Origin of the sequence: Paenibacillus artemisiicola (assembly GCF_017652985.1) — a bacterium.
Taxonomy (GTDB): domain Bacteria; phylum Bacillota; class Bacilli; order Paenibacillales; family Paenibacillaceae; genus Paenibacillus_Z; species Paenibacillus_Z artemisiicola.
In genome coordinates, this window is the sequence record NZ_JAGGDJ010000019.1 from 45,685 (window position 1) to 66,139 (window position 20,455).

General features: G+C 65.0%; 18 protein-coding genes and 1 other annotated feature. Of the genes, 1 reads left to right on the plus strand and 17 read right to left on the minus strand.

Annotation, left to right across the window (positions count from 1 at the left end):
* Nucleotides 1-55: 55 nt before the first annotated feature.
* The 4 genes from I8J29_RS20020 to I8J29_RS20035 form a co-directional block, all read right to left on the minus strand.
* Nucleotides 56-2,803 carry a ComEC/Rec2 family competence protein gene (locus I8J29_RS20020; RefSeq protein WP_208849276.1) on the minus strand — a complete coding sequence of 916 codons (2,748 nt, stop codon included), beginning with the start codon at nt 2,801-2,803 and terminating at the stop codon, nt 56-58.
* 164 nt (nt 2,804-2,967) lie between these two features.
* Entirely contained in the window at nt 2,968-3,498 is a 531-nt protein-coding gene (locus I8J29_RS20025; RefSeq protein WP_208849277.1) for a deoxycytidylate deaminase, read from the minus strand.
* A 40-nt stretch (nt 3,499-3,538) separates the two neighbouring features.
* A complete protein-coding gene (locus I8J29_RS20030; protein ID WP_208849278.1) occupies nt 3,539-4,831 on the minus strand; it encodes a homocysteine synthase in 1,293 nt (430 codons plus the stop codon).
* Nucleotides 4,832-4,900: 69 nt separating this feature from the next.
* Entirely contained in the window at nt 4,901-5,662 is a 762-nt protein-coding gene (locus tag I8J29_RS20035) for a ComEA family DNA-binding protein (RefSeq protein WP_208849279.1), read from the minus strand.
* Between the two features lie 194 nt (nt 5,663-5,856).
* Between I8J29_RS20035 and comER the strand changes: the two genes are divergently transcribed.
* Complete coding sequence (gene comER / locus I8J29_RS20040; RefSeq protein WP_090638575.1) at nt 5,857-6,696, plus strand: late competence protein ComER; 840 nt, start codon at nt 5,857-5,859, stop codon at nt 6,694-6,696.
* Between the two features lie 51 nt (nt 6,697-6,747).
* Here comER and leuS read toward each other — a convergent pair whose 3' ends face one another.
* From leuS to I8J29_RS20105, 13 genes are all read right to left on the minus strand, one after another.
* Nucleotides 6,748-9,186, minus strand: coding sequence for a leucine--tRNA ligase (leuS, locus tag I8J29_RS20045; protein WP_208849280.1), 2,439 nt, complete (start codon nt 9,184-9,186; stop codon nt 6,748-6,750).
* A gap of 82 nt (nt 9,187-9,268) precedes the next feature.
* Nucleotides 9,269-9,505, minus strand: a binding site (T-box leader).
* Nucleotides 9,506-9,579: 74 nt separating this feature from the next.
* The gene (locus I8J29_RS20050; protein ID WP_208849281.1) at nt 9,580-10,326 is read right to left on the minus strand and encodes a class I SAM-dependent DNA methyltransferase; all 747 of its coding nucleotides are present in this window, start codon (nt 10,324-10,326) and stop codon (nt 9,580-9,582) included.
* A gap of 10 nt (nt 10,327-10,336) precedes the next feature.
* Nucleotides 10,337-11,308 (minus strand): CvfB family protein, encoded by a 972-nt coding sequence (locus I8J29_RS20055; protein WP_208849282.1) that lies wholly within the window; start codon nt 11,306-11,308, stop codon nt 10,337-10,339.
* A complete protein-coding gene (gene rsfS, locus I8J29_RS20060) occupies nt 11,305-11,652 on the minus strand; it encodes a ribosome silencing factor (protein WP_090638586.1) in 348 nt (115 codons plus the stop codon). Before rsfS ends, I8J29_RS20055 begins: the two co-directional genes overlap by 4 nt.
* A complete protein-coding gene (gene yqeK / locus I8J29_RS20065) occupies nt 11,649-12,224 on the minus strand; it encodes a bis(5'-nucleosyl)-tetraphosphatase (symmetrical) YqeK (protein WP_208849283.1) in 576 nt (191 codons plus the stop codon). Before yqeK ends, rsfS begins: the two co-directional genes overlap by 4 nt.
* Nucleotides 12,211-12,801, minus strand: coding sequence for a nicotinate-nucleotide adenylyltransferase (gene nadD, locus I8J29_RS20070; protein ID WP_208849321.1), 591 nt, complete (start codon nt 12,799-12,801; stop codon nt 12,211-12,213). Before nadD ends, yqeK begins: the two co-directional genes overlap by 14 nt.
* Before the next feature lie 51 nt (nt 12,802-12,852).
* Nucleotides 12,853-13,146, minus strand: coding sequence for a ribosome assembly RNA-binding protein YhbY (gene yhbY, locus I8J29_RS20075; RefSeq protein ID WP_090638593.1), 294 nt, complete (start codon nt 13,144-13,146; stop codon nt 12,853-12,855).
* Nucleotides 13,147-13,171: 25 nt separating this feature from the next.
* A complete protein-coding gene (locus I8J29_RS20080; RefSeq protein WP_208849284.1) occupies nt 13,172-14,035 on the minus strand; it encodes a shikimate dehydrogenase in 864 nt (287 codons plus the stop codon).
* Between the two features lie 42 nt (nt 14,036-14,077).
* The gene (gene yqeH / locus I8J29_RS20085; RefSeq protein WP_208849285.1) at nt 14,078-15,202 is read right to left on the minus strand and encodes a ribosome biogenesis GTPase YqeH; all 1,125 of its coding nucleotides are present in this window, start codon (nt 15,200-15,202) and stop codon (nt 14,078-14,080) included.
* Nucleotides 15,199-15,726 (minus strand): YqeG family HAD IIIA-type phosphatase, encoded by a 528-nt coding sequence (locus tag I8J29_RS20090; protein ID WP_208849286.1) that lies wholly within the window; start codon nt 15,724-15,726, stop codon nt 15,199-15,201. The genes yqeH and I8J29_RS20090 overlap by 4 nt, the downstream gene beginning before the upstream one ends.
* Before the next feature lie 177 nt (nt 15,727-15,903).
* Nucleotides 15,904-18,144, minus strand: coding sequence for a transglutaminase TgpA family protein (locus tag I8J29_RS20095; RefSeq protein WP_208849287.1), 2,241 nt, complete (start codon nt 18,142-18,144; stop codon nt 15,904-15,906).
* A complete protein-coding gene (locus I8J29_RS20100; RefSeq protein ID WP_208849288.1) occupies nt 18,141-19,394 on the minus strand; it encodes a DUF58 domain-containing protein in 1,254 nt (417 codons plus the stop codon). The genes I8J29_RS20095 and I8J29_RS20100 overlap by 4 nt, the downstream gene beginning before the upstream one ends.
* Before the next feature lie 5 nt (nt 19,395-19,399).
* Nucleotides 19,400-20,356, minus strand: coding sequence for an AAA family ATPase (locus tag I8J29_RS20105; RefSeq protein ID WP_090638609.1), 957 nt, complete (start codon nt 20,354-20,356; stop codon nt 19,400-19,402).
* Nucleotides 20,357-20,455: the final 99 nt, after the last annotated feature.

Genomic DNA, 20,455 nt, shown 5'->3' on the forward strand with positions numbered 1-20,455 from the left:
CCGGCGCACGGTCTACCGGCGTTCCGGATGTGAAGGCGCCGGCAGCGGGCCCTTGTTAAGGCCGGGCGGCCAAGACCGTCCGCTTGCTTAAGGAGCCGGCCGGGTCGATCCGGAATTGAACTTCCCCGTTCAGATCCGTTCGCGCCGCGGGAATGCCGGCCTCGCGCAGCCGCTCTACGACGGTCGGATGCGGATGTCCGTAAAGATTATTCCGTCCCACCGAGATGACCGCCTGCGCGGGATGCCAGTACGCAAGCCAGTCGTCCGTCGTCGATGTCTTGCTGCCGTGATGGGATATTTTCATGACGTCGACCGGCGCCGACGAGAGCGGGGAAGTCGGCGCCTGCTCCTGGAGCTGCGCCAGCAGGCTGCGTTCCTCGGCGGCGTCCGCGTCGCCCGCGAACAGAAACCGCCGGCCGTACAGATCGAGCAGCAGCGCGACGCTTTCGCCGTTTTGTTCGTCGGCTTCGGGCACCGCGCCCGCCTCCTTCCCGGCTTCAAGCAGCACCGGCGGGGAGCCGACGATCCGGATGCTGGCATGCGGATCGAGGTCCCAGCCGCGGCCGCCTTCCGCGCGATAGAGCGGGATGCCGGCGTCCACCGCCTCCCGCAGCAGGGCGACGGCGTCCGGCGAATCCTTGACCGAGCCGTTCCACAGCACCGCGCGGACGGGGATGGAAGCCATTACCGCGAGCAGTCCCTTGATATGGTCGCTGTCGAGATGCGACAGCACGAGCAGGTCGAGCGCGTGCACGCCCCGCTGCTGCAGCAGCGGCACGACGACCTTGCGCCCGACTTCGAACGGGTCCTTGCGCTGGCGCCAAGGCTCGCGGCTGCCGAATTCGACGGCGCCCCCTCCGTCGATGAGCATGTGCTTGCCGCCGGGAGTCCGAATATAGATGGAATCGCCCTGGCCGACGTCGAGAAACTCGACATAGCCATGACGGTCCAGCGCATCCGGGCAATACGCGAAGAGCGCCAGCCCGGCGAGCGACGCGGCGGCCAGTCCCAGCAGGACGCGGTTCCGCATTAGCAAACCGGGCGAAGTCGCCGGCAGCCGGATAAACGGCGCCGACCAGACGTCTTCGCCGGCAGGGACGGGCGACGCTCCCCGAAGCGGCTGCGTCGGCTCGTCCCCCGTATGCCGCGCTGGCGGCAGCGGCGATCCAGGCGGCACAGAGCCGGCATCGGCCGCTTCCGGCGTGCCGAATTCGGCTTCCTCCTCCGCCCGCTTGGCGGCCTGAAGCCGGCCGAGCGCGCGGAACGCGAGCGCGAGCGCGGCGTAGAACAGCGCGACCCACCACAGCGGCGGCGTCGCCCAGATCAGCCGGAAGCGGTTCAAGCCGCTCAGCTTCAGGACGAAGCCGAAGGTCAGGTCGTTGCCGACCGCCGCGATCGCGGCGGCGAGCGCGCCCGCCGGGTGCCACAGGCCGTCCAGCACGAGGGAAGCGCCGCCGAGCGGCATGACGACGAAGCTGATGAACGGCACGAGCACGAGATTGGCCGCGACGGACAGCACGTGCAGCTGATTGAAGTAATAGATCGTCAGCGGCAGCGACACCGCCTGCGCGACGACCGTGACGGCGAGCAGGTCGCACAGCGACTTGCTCCACCATTTGCGGCCGCGGGGCAGCAAGCCGCGGACCGGCGCCGTGCCGAGCATGAGGCCCGCCGTCACGAGGAACGACAGCTGGAAACCGACGTTGCCGAGCATATACGGGTCCCAGACGAGCATGAGCAGGGCTGCCGCCGCGAGCAAGTGCAAGCCGTCCTTCAGCTTGTGAAGGCGAGCCGCCGCGAGGCCGAGCATCGCCATGATGCCGGAACGGACGACCGACGGCGAGGCGCCCGCGAGGAACACGTAGAATGGCACGGCCGCGATGAGGATGAGGAGCATCCGCTCGCGCGTCATCCGCAGGAGTCGCAGCAGGCCGCCGAGCACGTACAGAAACACGGCGACGTGCAGTCCCGAGATCGCGAGGATATGCGTGAGTCCCAGCTGCGAAAACCGTTGAAACATGTCGGGATCGAGGTCGTCGCTGATGCCGAGGACGAGACCTTTCATATAACCGGCTTGAACGCCGGGGTACAGCGCGTCCATCCGCCGGCCGAGCGAGGCGCGCAGCGCGTCGATCGGCTCCAGCAGCGCGGCCGCGCTCCAGCGCGGGCCGGGCGCGGTTCGCACGGCAGCCGCTCCGTCCGCGCCGAGCAGCCAGTGAATCCGCTGGCCGTGCAAATACGCGCGGTAATCGAAGCCGCCGAAATTGCTTCCCGCGGACGGTACCGACAGCATGCCGGCGACGCTCACCCGCTGCCCGCGGCGCCAGCCGGCCGCGACGGACAGTTCTTGCTCCTCCGCCAGCTTCACCTGCACGAGCAGCCGCTCCCCGCCCAGCGCGACGGGCGCAGATGCGCCGCCATCCTGCAGCGTCAGCCTGCCGCCCGACACGCGAAACTGCACCCGGTCGCCGTCGATCTCCGGCGGCGACGCGATCGTCCCGGCCAGCTCCGCCGCGAATTCGGCGGCGTCCGCCGGCGAAGCCGCAAGCGCCGCGGCATATTGCGCCGGCAGCGCCGCGATGTTGCGGGCATCGGCCCACGACCGCTGCCCGGCGGCCAGCCCGTACGCCGCCAGACAGGCGGCGGCGAGCGGCCAAGAGCTGCGCCGCGTCAGCGCAAGCGCCGCAAGCGCGGCCAGCAGCGCGGCGCCGGCCAGCGCGACGCCGCGCGCCGGCATGCCGGCTGCCGCGGAGCTGCCCAGTACCCAGCAGACCGTGAACCATACGAGCGGCCTTGCCGTCATGATGACCCTCTCCTTTCGATGTTTGCTTGTCTGCCCGGCCTTCCCCGATAACGCAAAAAAACCTCCGGTCCGCCCCGGAAGCGCGTTCCCGGCCGAGGAGGCCGGGGATGACGCTTCTTGGGGGCAGCCAGAGGTTCTTCCTCCTGGTTGCGTATGCGGTCAAGCTACGAAACGACGTTCCTGCTCGCTTGCGCGGGAGGCTCGTACGGCGTCAATTGGCGGAAAACGATGCCTTTGACGTCCATGAGCGCTTCGACCTTCTCGCTATCCTTGTGATAGACGCGATGGTAGACGATCTCCTTCACGCCGCTGTTGGCCAGCATGTTCGCGCACGTCCAGCAGGGCTGGTCCGTCACGTACACCGTCGATCCTTCGCGATCGATCCGGTCGGTGAAAAGCAGCAAATTTTGCTCCGCGTGGATGGTCCGGATGCAGCGCTGCTTCTTGATCATCCGCTCGGCGCCGTCCTCGACCTGCAGCTCGTATTCCTCCACGATCATGCAGCCGTCCTCGGAGCAATCCGCCACGCCCATCGGCGCGCCGTTATAAGCCGTGCCGAGCAGCTTCTTGCCCTGCACGAGCACCGCCCCGACATGCCGCCGCGGGCAGCGCGAACGGGTCGCGGCCATATAGGCGATGTCCATAAAATACGTATCCCAGTCTTTTCTCGCGTTGTCGTATGCTTCCGGTACCATGGCTTGCAAGTCTTCCTTCCTCCGGCTGCCGGCCTCGTGCCTACCGCTGGCTGGCCGCCAATGCTTGTGTTAAATCGTGCAAAATATCGTCGATGCCTTCCGTGCCCACGGACAGGCGGATCATGCCCGGCGTCACGCCCGCGGCGGTCTGATCGCTCTCCTCCAACTGCTGATGCGTCGTGCTCGCGGGATGAATGATAAGCGACTTGGAGTCGCCGACGTTCGCCAGATGCGAGAACAATTGAACCGCGTTGATCACTTTCTTGCCGGCCTCGACGCCGCCTTTGATGCCGAACGTCAAGATGGCGCCTTGCCCCTGCGGCAAATACTTCTGCGCGAGGTCGTAGGACGGATGGCTCTCCAGCCCCGGGTAATTGACCCACTCCACCGCCTCGTGCGATTCCAGGAACCGCGCGACGGCCATCGCGTTCGCGCTGTGGCGCTCCATGCGCAGATGAAGCGTCTCGAGACCCTGCAGCAGGAGGAACGAGTTGAACGGGGAGATCGCCGCGCCCATGTCGCGCAGCAGCTGCACGCGCATTTTGATGATGAACGCGACCGGACCGACCGCGTCCGCGTAAACGACGCCGTGGTAGCTCGGATCCGGCTCGGTCAGGCCCGGGAACTTGCCGCTTCCCTTCCAGTCGAACTTGCCGCCGTCGACGACGACGCCGCCGATGGACGTGCCGTGGCCGCCGATGAATTTGGTCGCGGAATGGACGACGATGTCCGCGCCGTGCTCGATCGGCCGGCACAGGTACGGGCTCGGGAACGTATTGTCGACGATGAGCGGAATGCCGTGCTTATGCGCGATGTTCGCCACCGCCTCGATATCGAGGATATCGCCCTTCGGATTGCCGATCGTCTCGGCGTAGAGCGCTTTCGTGCGGTCCGTGATCGCGGCTTCGAAATTGGCCGGGTTCGACGGGTCGACGAACTTCACTTGGATGCCCAGCTTCGGGAGCGTGTGCGCGAACAGGTTGTGCGTGCCGCCGTACAGGCTCGTCGCGGATACGATCTCGTCGCCGGCCTGCGCGATATTGAGAATCGAATATGTAATGGCGGCTTGTCCGGAAGCGACGGCCAGCGCGGCCGGCGCGCCTTCGAGGGCGGCGATCCGCTTCTCGAACACGTCGCTGGTCGGATTCATGATGCGGGTATAAATATTGCCGAATTCCTTAAGCGCAAACAAGTTTGCCGCATGGTCCGTATCGCGGAAGCCGTAAGACGTCGTCTGGTAGATCGGCACCGCGCGGGAAAGGGTCGCCGGGTCAATTTCCTGGCCTCCGTGGACGGATAGCGTTTCGATGGAAAGCTTTCGTTGTTCGGACATTAGACATTTCCTCCTCGCCTGATTGGAAGGGACGGCAAAGAAGTCCCTATCTCTACCATTGTCGCACAATCATGGACGCAGAACAATGAAAGACTTCATCTTTTCTAGTAGTTTCGGACCAATGCCTTTGACCCGAAGCAGATCGTCCGCGCTCTTGAACGGTCCGTTGCGCTCGCGGTCGTCGGCGATCGCCTGCGCCTTCGCCGCCCCGATGCCGGGCAGCGCGTCAAGCTCCTCCGGCGTCGCGCGGTTGATGTCGACTTTGCCCTCGTCCGCCGCCGAGGTCGAGCCCGCCTCGGCGCCGGTTCCGGAGAGAGCGCCGGCATCGCCCGCGCTCTCTCCGCCCGGAGCTGCCGTCCCGGCATTCCCGCCGGCTTTGCCATCAGCGTTGCCGCCTGCCGCCTGCGTTCCGGCACCCGTCCCGGCCGCGCCGGTTCCGGCGCCCTCTCCGGCCGCGTTCGTTCCGCCGGCCGCCGCGCTTGACTCGCCGGCTCCATCCCCGTACCCGGCCGGCGTCTTGCCGCCCCCCTCGCCTGTCGCGCCCGCTCCGTCCGCTGCCGCCTTCCCCGGCTCCCCGCCCGAAGCGGTCCCGGCCGCCGCGCCGCCGCCATGGGCCGGCGCATCCGCCTTGCCGGCTTCCAGCGCGCCGAGCGCTTCGGCCGCCTGCGCGTTCATCGCGGTCCACTGCGGCGGCCGCGCGGCCGCGTCCCGCTGCATCAGCGCCGCCGCGATCAGCGCGACGGAAGCGGCGGCGCACAGCGCGGCGCCCCAGCGAGCCGCGCCCCAGCGCCCGGCGCGCCATCGATTTTGCCAAACGGGTCGTTTCTTCATACGGATCTCCCCTTCGTCGTTCTACGATCTTTTTCCGAAAATCGGTCATGTCGGCCTTGCCCGCCCGCATAATGTAGTAAGAGCATCTTCGTTTGGGCCGAAAGGCCCATTCGAAGCGTTCGTCAGGCCGCATGGCCATCCAAACGTCTGTTGAAGCTGCGCCTACGAAAGTGGGGCGCATGGGAGGGATTGCAATGAATGTCGGGTTTATCGGGATTGGAAGCATGGGCAGCCTGCTGATCGATGCGTTCATCGGATCGGGCGCACTCAAACCATCGCAAATCACGGCCAGCAATCGAACGCTCGCGAAAGCCGTCTGCCTCGCCGACCGACACCCCGGCTTGCAGGCCGTCCCCATGAATCGCGATGCCGTGATCGGCCAGGACATCGTGTTTCTATGCGTCAAGCCGATGGAATACAAAACGGTGCTCGACGGCATACGCGAACACGTGCAGGCGAGCCAGCTGATCGTATCGATCACGAGCCCCGTCCTGCTGGACCAACTGGAGGACGCCTTGCCCTGCAAGGTGGCCAAGGTCATTCCCAGCATCACCAATTACATGTGCAGCGGCGCTTCGCTCTGCATGTACGGCAACCGGATGACCGAAGCCGACATCGCCCGGCTGAACGGCCTGCTGTCTTATATCAGCGAACCGCTGCCGATCGACGAGTCGCACACGCGCATCGTCTCGGATCTGTCCAGCGTCGGTCCCGCGATCATGTCCTGCCTGCTGCAGCGGTTCATCGACGCGGCGGCCGAGGAGACCGGCATCCCGCGCGAGCAGGCCCGGCTCATCGCGAGCGAAATGCTTCATGGCACGGGGCAGCTGCTGACCTCGGGCGGCATGTCGCCGGAGGAGCTGCAGGCGAGGGTCGTCGTGCCCGGCGGCATTACGGCGCAAGCGCTCGCCCTGCTGAACCGCGAGCTCGACGGGGTGTTCAACCGGGTCATCCGGGCGACGCACGCCAAGTACCGGGAAGATCTGGAGCGCGTCGCCGACAGTTTATACGGCAAAGAGGTGAACGGCCCTTAACGCATGCTTTGCGTTAAGAGGTCGTTCACCTCTTTTCTGTGCCCGCAGGGATTAGCCTACGACGATATTGACGAGCTTGCCTTTGACGACGATCAGCTTGCGGACCGTCTTGCCCGCGATCGCTTCGGCCACTTTATCCGATGCTTTCGCGATCCGTTCCATCTCCGCTTCGTCCGTGTCGGCCGCGATGGAGAGGCGTTCGACGATTTTGCCGTTCACTTGCACGACGATTTCGATCTCCTGATCGACCGTCCACGCTTCTTCGTACGACGGCCATGCCGCGTACGTCAGCGCGTCTTCGCGGCCGAGCTTCGCCCACAGCTCTTCGGCGATGTGCGGCGCGAGCGGCGACAGCATTTGCGCGAAATTCGCCATCGCTTCGCGCGGCAGCGATTCCGCTTTGTACGCGTCGTTGACGAAGATCATCAGCTGGCTGATCGCCGTGTTGAAGCGCAGGTTCTCGTAGTCGTCCGTCACTTTCTTCACGGTGCGGTGCCACGTGCGCTTGAACGCGTCGGAGGAGCCCTCGCCGATCTTCTCGCTCAGCTCGCCGTTCTCTCCGACGAACAGGCGCCATACGCGGCCGAGGAAGCGATACATGCCTTCCACGCCGTTCGTGTTCCACGGCTTCGTCGCTTCCAGCGGGCCCATGAACATTTCGTACATCCGCAGCGTGTCCGCGCCGTAGACGTTCACGATGTCGTCCGGATTGATGACGTTGCCGCGCGATTTGGACATCTTCTCGTTGTTGGTGCCGAGAATCATCCCTTGGTTGACCAGCTTGTGGAACGGCTCCTTCGTGTCGACCACGCCGATATCGTACAGCACCTTATGCCAGAAGCGGGCGTAAAGCAGGTGAAGCACCGCGTGCTCCGCGCCGCCGATGTAGAGATCGACCGGCAGCCATTCCTTCTGCTTCTCCTTGGAGCTCAGCTCCTTGTCGTTGCGCGGATCGATGAAGCGCAGGTAGTACCAGCAGCTGCCCGCCCACTGCGGCATCGTGTTCGTCTCGCGGCGCGCGCGCATGCCCGTCTCGGGATCGACCGTCTCCACCCATTCCGTCACGTTCGCGAGCGGCGATTCGCCCGTGCCCGACGGCTTGATCTGGTCGACGTCCGGCAGCAGCAGCGGCAGCTGGTCCTCCGGCACCGGCTTCATCGTGCCGTCCTCCAGATGGAGAATCGGAATCGGCTCGCCCCAATACCGCTGGCGGCTGAACAGCCAGTCGCGGAGACGGTACGTTACCTTGCCCTGGCCCTTGCCTTCCGCTTCCAGCCACGCGATGGCCTTCGCGATCGCCTCTTCGGTGCCCAGCCCGTTCAGGAAGCCGGAATTGACGTGCGGCCCGTCGCCGGCGAACGCGGCTTGCCCGACGTCGCCGCCCTGCACCACTTCCACGATCGGCAGGCCGAACTGCTTGGCGAACTCCCAGTCGCGCTCGTCATGGCCCGGAACCGCCATGATCGCGCCCGTGCCGTAGCCGGCCAGCACGTAATCGGCGATCCAGACCGGCACGCGCTCGCCGTTGATCGGATTGATCGCGTACGTCCCCGTGAACACGCCGGTTTTGTCCTTCGCCAGATCCGTGCGCTCCAGATCGCTCTTGCGCGCGGCCGTCTCCTGATAGTCCTTGACCGCCGCCGCTTGCTCCGGCGCCGTGATCGCCGCCACGAGCTCGTGCTCCGGCGCAAGCACGCAGTACGACACGCCGAACAGCGTATCCGGACGGGTCGTGAACACCGCGAACGAAGCGTCGCGGCCGTCGATCGCGAACGTCACTTCCGCGCCCTTGGACTTGCCGATCCAATTGCGCTGCATGTCCTTGATGCTCTCCGTCCAATCGAGCTCTTCCAAATCCTCGAGCAAGCGCTCGGCGTATTCCGTGATCTTCAGCACCCATTGGCGCATCGGCTTGCGGATGACCGGGTGGTTGCCGCGTTCGCTGAGGCCGTTGATGACTTCTTCGTTCGCGAGCACCGTGCCGAGCGCCGGGCACCAGTTCACCGGCACTTCCGCGACGTACGCAAGGCCCTTTTTGTACAGCTGGATGAAGATCCACTGCGTCCACTTGTAATAATCCGGATCGGTCGTGCTGAACTCGCGGTCCCAATCGTACGAGAATCCGAGCGACTTGATCTGGCGGCGGAAATTATTGATGTTCTTGACCGTGATCTCGCGCGGATGCTCGCCCGTGTCGAGCGCGTGCTGCTCCGCCGGCAGGCCGAACGCGTCCCAGCCCATCGGATGAAGGACGTTGTAGCCGCGCATTCGTTTATAGCGGGATACGATGTCCGTGGCCGTATAGCCTTCCGGATGGCCGACGTGAAGTCCCGCCCCGGACGGGTACGGAAACATGTCCAGCGCGAAAAACTTCGGCTTGCCCGGATCCTCCGTCGTTTTGAACGTTTTGTTCTCGTCCCAGTGCCGCTGCCATTTCGGTTCGATGGCAAGCGGGTTGTATCCCTGCTGTTCCTGGCGTTCCTGCGTCATGATTCGTGTGCCTCCCTGTTCTTCGGCTTGCGCCTTTCCGCGCAAGCGGCAATAAAAAAACCTCCCGCCCCCAGCGATAGTCGCTAGGGACGAGAGGCATGCGCTCCCGTGGTACCACCCTAGTTAACGGACGGATATGCTTTACCGCCGTTCACTCGTTACCCTTAACGCGGGCGAGACGGCATGCTTTCCCGGATCCGAAACCCGGTTCGCACGCGGCTCCGAGGCGAGTTCGCTTCGCGCTGGTCCGGCTTCCACCACCCGCCGGCTCTCTTGACCTAACGCGGCCCAAGCTACTGCTCCTCTTCAACGCCTTACAAAAAAATGGTTAGTTCGATTATAATGAAGCCGCCCTGCCCTGTCAAGGCGGGATCCGCCCGGATCGGACAAGATTCACTTCACCGCGGCGAAAAACAATCGTTCCGCGTCGCCGTCCGGCGCTTCCAGCTCGAAATCCGCGTACCGGTCCACCTGCGAGAAGCCCGTCGCCAACAGCGCTTCCCGGATCCATTCCGCGTCGTACGCGCGCTGCACGTGCACTTCCTCGATCCGCGCGTACGCGCCGCCGGAACGCTCCGCGAAGATCGTCAGCCGATGCTCGATCTCCATCCGGTCCTCGTCCAGCTCGCTCGTCCAGATGTAGGCGACGTCCGGCTCGTCCAGCACGAACGGCTGCTCCTCCGCGTAGCGAGCCAGCGTCCGCGGCGCATGAACGTCGAACAGGAACACGCCGCCCGGCTTGAGTCCGCGGTACGTCGCCCGGAACGCGTCCAGCACGTCGTCGTCGTCCGTCAAATAATTGAGGCAGTCGCAAAAGGAGACGACGCTGTCGACGGGCCGGCCGACATCCCATTCCGTCATGTCCTGCCGCAGCCAAATCGCCGTCCCGCTTGCGGCGGCATCGTCCTGCTTGCTCCGGGCGATCGCCAGCATGTCGGACGACAAGTCGATGCCGTACACCGTATAGCCCGCCCGCGCGAGCGGAAGGGCGATGCTGCCCGTGCCGCAGCCCAGGTCGACCACGGTCGCGGGCTTCCCGTACCGCCGCCAGCAGGCGTCCGCGAACGCGAGCCACCGCGGATAAGGCATGTCCGCCATGAGCCGGTCGTACACGGCGGCGAATTGCGTATACGCTTCCATCGTCGGCCCCCTACTCCGGCAAGCCTGGCTTCGCGGCCGCATTAGTACCGGCCGCCGGCCTCGCGCCGCCTCCCGGCGCCTCCACGCGCCCGCCGGCCGCATCCGCCTCGGTCAGCTTCGTCCAGCTGCCTTCCTGCGCGACGAGCCCGTCGCGCATCAGCTTCCCGAGCGCCCGCTTGAACGCGCTCTTGCTGATGCCGAACTTCTGCTTGATGATGTCCGCGCCCGTCTCGTCCGAATACGGCATCGCGCCGTTCTGCCGCGCCTTCATGAACGCCAGGATCCGGTCGGAATCCTCGAGCCGGCCGACTTCCTTGCGCTGGTGCATCGACAGGTTCACGCGCCCGTCCTCGCGGACGAACGTCACCCGCGCCTTCACCCGCTCGCCGAGCCGGAGCATCCGTGTCCGGTCGCTCGCCGGAATGAAGCCGAACGCGCCGAAGCCGAGCACTCCGCCGTCGATCATGACGAACGAGCCGATCTTCAGCGTCTTCGTGACCCAGCCTTCCACCCACGCGTTCTGCCAGGACGACGGCGCCCGGAACGCCAGCTCCGCCAGCTCCTCCTCGAACGCGACCTTCGCGACCAGCCGCCCGATCTTGTCGTGCGCGAGAATGACGTGCACCTCGTCGCCGCGGTGCGGACGCAGCTCCTTCAGCTCCGGCTGCTCCGACAGCGGCAGCAGCAGCTGCCGGCCGAGCCCCATCTCCAGAAAAGCGCCGATGCGCGGGTGAATGTCCGCTACCGCGAGCCGCGCCACTTCGCCGAGGGCAATGAGCGGCTTCTTCATCGTGGCGGCGATGCGGTCCTCGGAGTCGTAGAAGAGGAACACGTCGTAAAATTGCCCGATCTGCGGGCGATGGCCGACAAGCTCGGTATAATGCATCAGCACTTCGTTCTCGCCGTCCGTCATGAAGTAGCCGTAAGGCGACACTTCCCGCGCGAGCTTCAGCTTCATCGTCGTGCCGGCTACCAGACTCATGCGAATTCCACGACCTTCGCGTCGGACCACAGCCGTTCGATGCTGTAATACTCGCGTTCGTCCCGATGGAAAATATGCACCACGACGTCTCCGATGTCGACGAGCACCCATCGGCCGGCGTCCGCCCCTTCGATGCCGCGCACGCGCGCGCCGCGCGCTTCCGCCTGCTTGCGGATTTCCGTCGTAATCGCCTGCACCTGCACGTCCGAATTCCCGTGGCAGATGACGAAGTAATCCGCGATGAGCGAGATGTTTTTCAAGTCGAGCGCCACGATGTTATGCGCTTTTTTGTCTTCCGCCGCCGCAACCACTGCCTGCAGCAGCCCTTCGGAACTCAATGTCATTCTTCAGCCTCCCGTAGTCGTAAAATCAAATCGTTGCGCGCCGCGACGGTCAGCGGAAAAATCCGCTTCCCCTGCTGCAGCAAATACGAAATCGTCGAATCGAAGCCGGCGATCAGCGCCTGCTCCAGACTATGCTCGGCCAGCTCCCGGATGTGCGCCACGCCGGGAAATTCCCGGCCGGGCTCCATGTAGTCGGCCAGGCAGACGATCTTGTCCATCCGCGTCATGCCTTCGCGGCCGGACGTATGGTAACGGATCGCGTCCAGGATCTCGGGATCGTCCACGCCGTAATCCCGCTGCGCGACGAACGCGCCGACCGGCGCATGCCACAGCTCTTTATCGTAATGAAGCAGTTCTTCCGGCAGGTGCTGCTCCCGGATTATCGTTTCCATCCGCGCCGTCGGCCAATACTTCGCCACATCGTGAAGGATCGCCGCTCGCTCCGCCCGCTCGGGGTCGCCCCCGAACCGTTCGGCCAGGACGACCGACGTCGCCATGACGCCGAGCGTATGCGTCCAGCGGCGTTCCGGCATCTCGGCCTTGACGGCCGCCATCATCTCATCGCGCGTCATAGAGTCCGTTCCTCCGGATGAACGAATGAACCTTCTCGGGCAGCAGGAACCGGATGGAACGTCCCGCCGCGGCCCGTTCCCGGATCGCCGTGGAGGAAATGTCGATGCGCGGCATTTCGACGACGGTCAGCTTGTCCGCGATCGAGGCCGGCAGCCGGTCCGGATCCAGCGTCTCGCCGGCGCGCGTCACGCCGATGAACGACGCCATCCGCGCCAGCGCGTCGATGTCGTGCCATTGCGGCAAATCGTTCACGCGGTCCGCGCCGATGATGATGCTGAACGTCCGTCCGGGATACAGCTCGGTGAGCGCCCGGATCGTATCGATCGTATAGCTCGTGCCTTCCCGCTCCAGCTCCAGGTCCATTGCCCGGAAGTACGGCTGGAAATCGATGGCCCGGTAGACCATCTCCAGCCTGGCTTCGCCGTCCGCGACCGGCCCATGGTCCTTCAGGGGCGGATGCCCCGACGGCACGAACCATACCTCGTCCAGCCCGCAGGCTTCCCTGGCGGTTTCGGCGGCAAGCAAATGCCCGTAATGGACGGGATCGAACGTGCCGCCCATGAATCCCACTTTCATCAAATGCCCGCAGCTCCTTTCGCGTTCTCGCCCGGATGAGCGCCGAGCCCGTTATTTCGGGAGCTCGATCGTTTTGTGATCCTTCGATTCCTTGTACAGGACGATCGTCTTGCCGATGACCTGCACGAGCTCGGAGCCGGATTCCGCGGCCACCCACTCGCCCACTTCCTTCGGGTCTTCCGTGCTGTTGTTGAGCACGTTTACTTTGATCAGCTCGCGCACTTCGATCGCTTCCTCGATGTGGCGGATCAAATTCTCGTTCATGCCGGCCTTGCCGACTTGGAAAATCGGATTCAAATGGTGCGCGAGCGCGCGCAAATGGCGTTTCTGCTTGCCTGTCAACATGCTTCGGGTTCCTTCTCTCGTCAAATTAGCTTTTGGACCGGAGCGCCTCGAGCACCGTCTCGCGCATCGCGGCGGCCGGCGCGGGCCTTCCCGTCCAATATTCGAAGGCGTAAGCGCCTTGGTAAATAAACATACCGAGGCCGCCGTGGATCAGGCAGCCCCGTTCCTTCGCCTCCGCAAGGAAGCGCGTCGTCAGCGGATTGTAGATCAGGTCGCTCGCGATGCTGCCCGGCCGCAGCCACGCGCTGTCGAGCGGCGTCTCCTCCACGTTCGGATGCATGCCGAGCGAGGTCGTGTTGATGACGATGTCGCTCTCCGCGCACGCGCCGCGCAGCTCGTCCTGGCCGATCGCGCGGATGGCCGGCACGAGGCCGCGGAACGCGCCCGCCAGCTCTTCGGCGCGGGCGACGGTCCGGTTCGCGATCGTGACCGTCGCGACGCCCTCGCGGGCCAGCGCGTACAGAATGCCGCGCGTCGCGCCGCCGGCGCCGACGATGAGGACGCGGGCGCCCGCCAGATCGGAGCGGACCTCTTCCTTCAGCGAGCGGACGTAGCCGATGCCGTCCGTGTTGTAGCCTGTCAGCCGTCCGCCGTCGTTCACGATCGTGTTCACCGCGCCGATCGACCGCGCGCTCTCGTGCAGGTCGTCCAGCAGCGGCATGACGTCGAGCTTATGCGGAATCGTGACGTTCACGCCGCGGATGCCCATCGCCCGGACGCCGGCCATGAAATCGCCCAGCCGGTCGGCCGTAATATGGAACGCCGCATAAATGCCGTTGATGCCGCATTCCCGGAAGGCGCGGTTCATCATGACCGGCGACTTGGAATGCCGGATCGGGTCGCCGATGACGCCGTACAGCGTCGTCTGGCTGTCTACCGTGTTGCCCATGCTTTCGTTCACTCTCCCCGTCAAGCTTGCGGTCCGGCCGCGCTAGATCAGCGCGTCGCGGGTGAGCACCCGGACGCCCTTCGGCGCATGGATGTCCACGAGGGCGCCCGCCGCCCCGTTCACGTGAATCCACCCCAGACCCGATACGAAAATATCGGTGTCGGTTCCCCGGCGGATGTTCAGGCGGTGCCGCGTCCAGGCCGGCATCTCTTCCAGTTCTTCCTTCGACGGCGGCGCCAGCAGCTCGCCTTTATGGTTCGCGAACAGCTCGTCCGCGCGCTCCAGCTTCGTCCGGTGCACCTGCAGCGCGTTGGACGCGTAAATCGAGAACGATTGGCGGTCGCCCTCGACGAAATCGAAGCGGGCGAGCGCGCCGAAGAACAGCGTCTGGCCGGCGTTCAGCTGGTAGACGAGTTGCTTGATCGGTTTGTCGGGCAGCAGCGCGCCGAGCACGCTCCGCGGGACGAGCTCCGTCATGCGGTGCCTGTAGACGATCCCCGGCGTGTCGATGATTTCCTTGCCGTCGTCGAGCGGAATATGGACCGCGTCGAGCGTCGTGCCCGGGTAGCGCGACACCGTCAGCTCCCGCTCGAGGTCGCTGTAGTCGCGGATCAGCCGGTTGATCAGCGTCGATTTGCCGACATTGGTCGCGCCGACGACGTAGACGTCGCGATCGCCGCGATGGCGGCCGATCGACTCGATGACGCGCTCGAAGCCGATGTTGCGCTTGGCGGAGCAGAGCACGATGTCGACGACCTTGAGGCCCTCGGCCTTCGTCTGCTTCTGCGCCCAGTTGAGCAGCCGGTTCGGATTGATCCCTTTCGGCAGCAGGTCGATTTTGTTCACGACGAGCAGCACGGGGTTGTTGCCCACGAACCGCTGCAGGCCGGAAATGAGGCTGCCCTCGAAGTCGAACAGGTCGACGATATGGACGACGAGGCTGTTCGTGCCGGCGATGCTGCCGAGCAGCCGCAGAAACTCGTCGTTATCGACCGCGACCGAAGCCGCGTCGTTGTAATTTTTGATCCGGAAGCACCGCTGGCATACCGGCGGTTCCTTGTCCAGCGCCGCTTCGGGGATGTAGCCGGGCATGTCCGCCGATGCCGTCTGCAGCTTGGCGCCGCAGCCCGCGCACGACTTCGCGCCCGTTTCTTGACGATTGATCATGAATTCCGTTCCTCCTCGGGCCATAGCCCTTTCTTCCGCAGCCGGGACAGGGCGACCTTCTCGAGCATCCGGTTGAACCGGGTCATGATGCCTTCGTCGTCCGGCGCGATCGGACGGACCAGAATCGTGAACAAGCCCATGCGGCGGCCGCCGAGCACGTCGGTCATCATCTGGTCGCCGATGACGGCCGTCTGCTCCGCTTCCAGGCCGAGCTCCCGCAGCGCCCGGACGAACGCGGCGTTCGCCGGCTTGCGCGCGGCGTGCACGAACGGAATGTTGAGCGGCTTCGCGAACTTGGACACGCGCGTCTCGCCGTTGTTCGAGACGATGACGACCTTGAAGCCGAGGCCGCGCACGTCGTCCAGCCATTTGACGAGCTGCGGCGTGGCAAGCGGCACCTTGGCCCCGACGAGCGTGTTGTCGAGGTCGGTGATGATGCCGCGGACGCCCTGCTCCTTCAACGCATGCAAATTAATATCGTAGATGGTATTGACGCGCATTTGCGGCAACAGCCGTTCAAACATAGATTCGACTCCCTCGGTTGCATAGGCGAGCAGTACGCCTACGTGCATTCGTAAATAAGCACATGGTTACGACCAGCCCTGTCATCGCTATCACGCAAACTATACCATAAGTTGCGAATTTGTTGCAAAAAAGCCGGGAAGGCGGCTGCGCGCCCTCGCCGGCCTTTCGTTGCCCGGTCAGCCCAAGTGCTCGCGGATCTGCTTCATCGACGCCGATGCGCGTTCCGCTTCCTCCTCGGTCATCTGCCGGCTGCTGTACATCGCGTTCTCGAACGCCTGCTGCACCGCCGCGAACTGTGGCTGAAGCGAGGTCAGGCGGGCCGACCAGCGGCTCATCGTCTCGCGGACCGTCTCGTTCTTTTGCACCTCGAGGCCCTTCTTGCGGCAGTGTCGGATAAGCCGGTTCGTCTCGTAGACGACGCGCGCGTTGACGGAATCCCCGACGCCCCGGTAACGGCGGAGCAGCGCCGGGTAGGCGCGATAACCGTATGCCGCGAGCGCCAGCGCCAGCAGGCCGGCCGCCGTCCAGAACATCCACGGCTTCACGGCGAACCCGCCGTCTTCCTCGGCCGGGGCGGCGTCCGCGCCGCCCGCGTCCGCCGGCTCGACCGGCGTTACGGCCGCGGGCTCGTCCTCGGGCATCGCGTACGGGTACGAGAAGCCCGGCGTCGCCTCGAAGGGCAGCCAGCCGTAGCCGTTAAAGTACACCTCGACCCAGGAATGCGCGTCGGCGTTCCGGACGGTGTACGTTCCCGCCCCGTTGGGGTCGACCGGCGGCCCGCCCGGCATGCCCTGCAGTTGGTCGAGGCTCGGGTTGCCCGGCACGCTGCCGGACGAATAGCCCTTCACCCAGCGGGCCGGAATGCCGAGCGAGCGCGTCATGACCGCCAGGCTCGTGGAGAAATAATCGCAGTAGCCTTCCTTGATCTCGAACAGGAACGCGTCGACGAAGTCCTTGCTGGACTTCCGGCTCAAATCGGGCGTGTTCGTGTACGTGTAGTTCATCTGCAGGTAGCTGATGAGCGCCAGCACCTTGTCGTACGGCGTCGCCGCGTCCCGGGTCAGATCCCGCGCCAGCGTCTTGACGCGGTCCGGCAGCTCCTTCGGCAGCTGCAGGTAAATCGCGCTCATGCCGGGTCCCGCTTCCGCCGCGGCGCCGGCGCGCAGCGCCTTCTCGTCCAGAATCGGCACGCTCGACTGCAGCTCGTACGTCTTCGGATAGCTCGCCGACGACGACCGGGGCAACCGCAGCTCCCAGGAATCCGGCAGCCAGCTCAACGCCGGGAAGCCGTCCGCGCTGCCGTTGATCGAGGTCACCTTCGCGATCGGGCCGGCGCCGAACAGGACGGGAAACTTGTCCTTGCGGACCATGGTGATCGATTGCTCCACGGTTTCCGTCTTCGTGGACGCGGGAAGGCCGTTCGCCTTCAGCGCCTGCCCGCCGCCGACGTTCGGCTGCTGGTCTTCGGCCCGCTCTTCCGCCGATTCCAGCCAGCCGGTGCCGTTGTACAGCGACCGCGTCTCGCCGCGCCAGTAGCTTCTGAGATTCGTCGTCACTTCCATGACGGGGGTGTAATCGAACGTGAACCCGCCGCCGAGTACGCTGTCGTTGCGGCTGTAGCCGGAACGCGTATCGGCGTTGTTCTTGGTCGTGGCGACCGTGATCGCCTTGTCGCCGACGAACGACGGCACCGCCTCGCCGCGCGATTCCTTCCATGCCGTGTACGGGTCGGTCAGCACCGGCTTCACCGTCGGCACGAACAGGCCGGCGGCCATGACGAGCGTCAGGATGAGCAGAATCGGCAGGAACAGGCTGAGCGGATATTCGAGCAGCTGCTCCCAATTGTCCGGATGGCGCCGCTTAAAGCCGGCGAAATGGCTCGCCACCAGCCAGCCGAGCCCGATGAATACGATCCACGCGATCTCTTCCCAGAGGTAAATCGGGGTCAGGATCGAGTCCGCCACCGCGAGCGACAGCACCGCCGCGCCGGTCAGCAGCAGAATATAGCTCCGCCTGCGGCGAAGCAGCACGATGACGTGGAAGACGGCCAGGACGCCGAGGCTGATCCAGATGAACGGCGTCAGCTGTTCGAATTGATGGCCGAACCAATCGAACCAGTCCCGCAGAGAACGGCGGCTGCCCTCGAAGGCCGCCCATTGAAAATCGGAATACGCCAGATTGAGCCCGGCGAGCGCGATCAGCTGCACCCCGACCGACAGCGTCTTGGACGGGACGAGGACGTTCGCCAGCGCCGCGGCGAGCAGCACGCCGTTGACGATCGCGAACGTTTCGCTCCACCAATAATCGCCGAGGCAGCGGATCCATTGATAGATCAGGAGCGCCGCGAAGCAGGCGGACGCCTTGCGGTACAGATCGTCGGCGAGCCAGCGGACGGCCGAGCGTCGAATCGTCGTCATGGCCGGCCTCCTTCCAGCGCCTCGGGCAGCTCCTGGAGCTTGCCGACCTGATACACGGCGAAGCCGCTTCGGCGCAGCAGCCGCAGCCACTCGCCCGCCCGGATGTCGCTGACCTTGGCGCGTTCCTCGTCCGGCCGCTTCAGATGAATCAAGACCGGCACGGCGCCGGATCGGTTCAGCCATTCCATCGCGCGCACGACTTCCTCGCCCGCCTGCGGGCTGACGATGATGACGATCGAGCCCGCCGCCGCAAGCGCGCCCGACTGGCGGACCGCCCGGTACAGCGGCTGGTCGCCGTCCGCCTGCACCCGCACGAGATGCTTCAGCATGAGCTCGCGCTGATCGGCGGAGGCTTGCGGCGCGTAGCCTTCATGCTTGGCGCCGACCGAGATGAGCCCGACCGCCGTGGAACGGCGGAAGCCGAAGTCGAGCAGCGAAGCCGCGGCGGAGACCGCCAGCTCGAATTGGTCCGGCTGCTCGTACGCCCCGAAATAGCGGTCCAGCATGACGATCATGCGCGGCAGCGACTCCCGCTCGAATTCCTTGGATTTCCATTGTCCGGTTTTGGCCGTCGCGCTCCAGTGGATGCGGGACAGCCGGTCGCCGTATATATATTCGCGGACGCCGTTGATCTGCGTCGTTTCTTTCGACGAGGAACGCGACGCGGAGGTGGAGAACGGCCCTTTCGAGCCGTATTTCATCTGCCGCCAGTCGCGGATGGCCGCCGTGCGCGGATACACGCTGAACGGCACGGACGAATCGAACGTCCCCGTATGCTCGAACAGCCCGAAGATATCGCGCGTGGAGCACTGCGTCGACTCGAACCGGTAGACGCCGCGCTCCAGCGGAGGCGTGGTGTACTGGATCGTTCCCGCGCGGCGGTAATTCGGCACGAACGACGCCTCGAACGGGACGGCGTTGCCGTTCTGGGCGACCAGCCGGTCGCGCACGAGCACGTACGGGATCGGCCAGAAGCCGGGAATTTGGACGTCGAGGTTCACTTCGACCCGCGCGCCCGCGACGAGCGGCTGATCGCTCGGCGCGGCCGTCCCGCCGATCAGGCGGCGCTCCCCGGACACTTGGGCGATGCCGCTCCAACGGCCGAACACGAGATAGACGAGCAGCACGTTGAAAATGCAAAAGAGCATGAGCGACGTCTTGCCGCCTTGAAAAAGCACGAACAGCAAGGAAGCGACGTACAAAAAGCCGAGCAGCCGCCACCGGAGTATCGTTGCCTTCGCGGTCAGCATGGGCGTCAACGCTCCATGCGCACGGGCACGCTCGTCTCGCGGACGACCGCCTGCACGACGTCCTCCGTCGTCAAGCCGTTCATGCGGGACTCCGTGTGCAGAATGATCCGGTGCGCGAGCACCGGGGACGCCAGCAGCTTGATGTCGTCCGGAATGACGTAGTCGCGCTCCTGCAAGTAAGCGTACGCCCTCGCCGCGGCGGTCAGCGAGATCGCCGCGCGCGGGCTTGCGCCCAGCTGAACGCCGGCATGCTCGCGCGTGCCGCGCACGATGCGGATGATATAATCGGCCACGGCGTTGTCGAGGTGAACCCGCTTGACATCCTCCATCATGAGCGCGACCTGCGCGGCGGTCACGACGGGCTCCAGCAGCTCGGCGGGCGAGGTGGCGTTCGGCGAGACGATCATCTGGCGCTCGGTCGCCGCGTCCGGATAGCCGAGCGAGATTTTCATCATGAACCGGTCCAGCTGCGCTTCCGGCAAGGTGTACGTGCCGTCGAACTCGATCGGGTTCTGCGTCGCGATCATCGTGAAGGGCACGGGCAGGCCGTACGTATCGCCGTCGACCGTGACGTGCCGCTCCTCCATCGCCTCCAGCAGCGCGGACTGCGTCTTCGTGGTGGCGCGGTTGATCTCGTCGACGAGCACCAGGTTCGCCATGATCGGGCCCGGACGGAACAGGAACGTTTCATTCTTGGGATGGTAGATCGAAACCCCCGTGATGTCCGAGGGAAGAAGGTCGGGATTGCATTGGATGCGGCGGAACTGGCCGCCGATGGTGCGCGCGAGCGCCTTCACGAGCTGGGTCTTGCCCGTGCCCGGAACGTCCTCGATCAGCACGTGGCCGCCGGCCAGAAGCGCCGTGAGCAGCCGCTCGATTTCGGTTTGTTTTCCCAGGATGCAGCTTTCCAGATTGCGGCGGATTTCATTGCTTAACCGGTATTCCGCTGTACGAGTCTCCATGAACATTCCTCCCGGAAAAATTGCTGGAACATGAGTGCAAATGCTAGTCCTATTATTTTACAGAATTATGGGAGCGCCGTACAGCCGCAGCAACGCCAA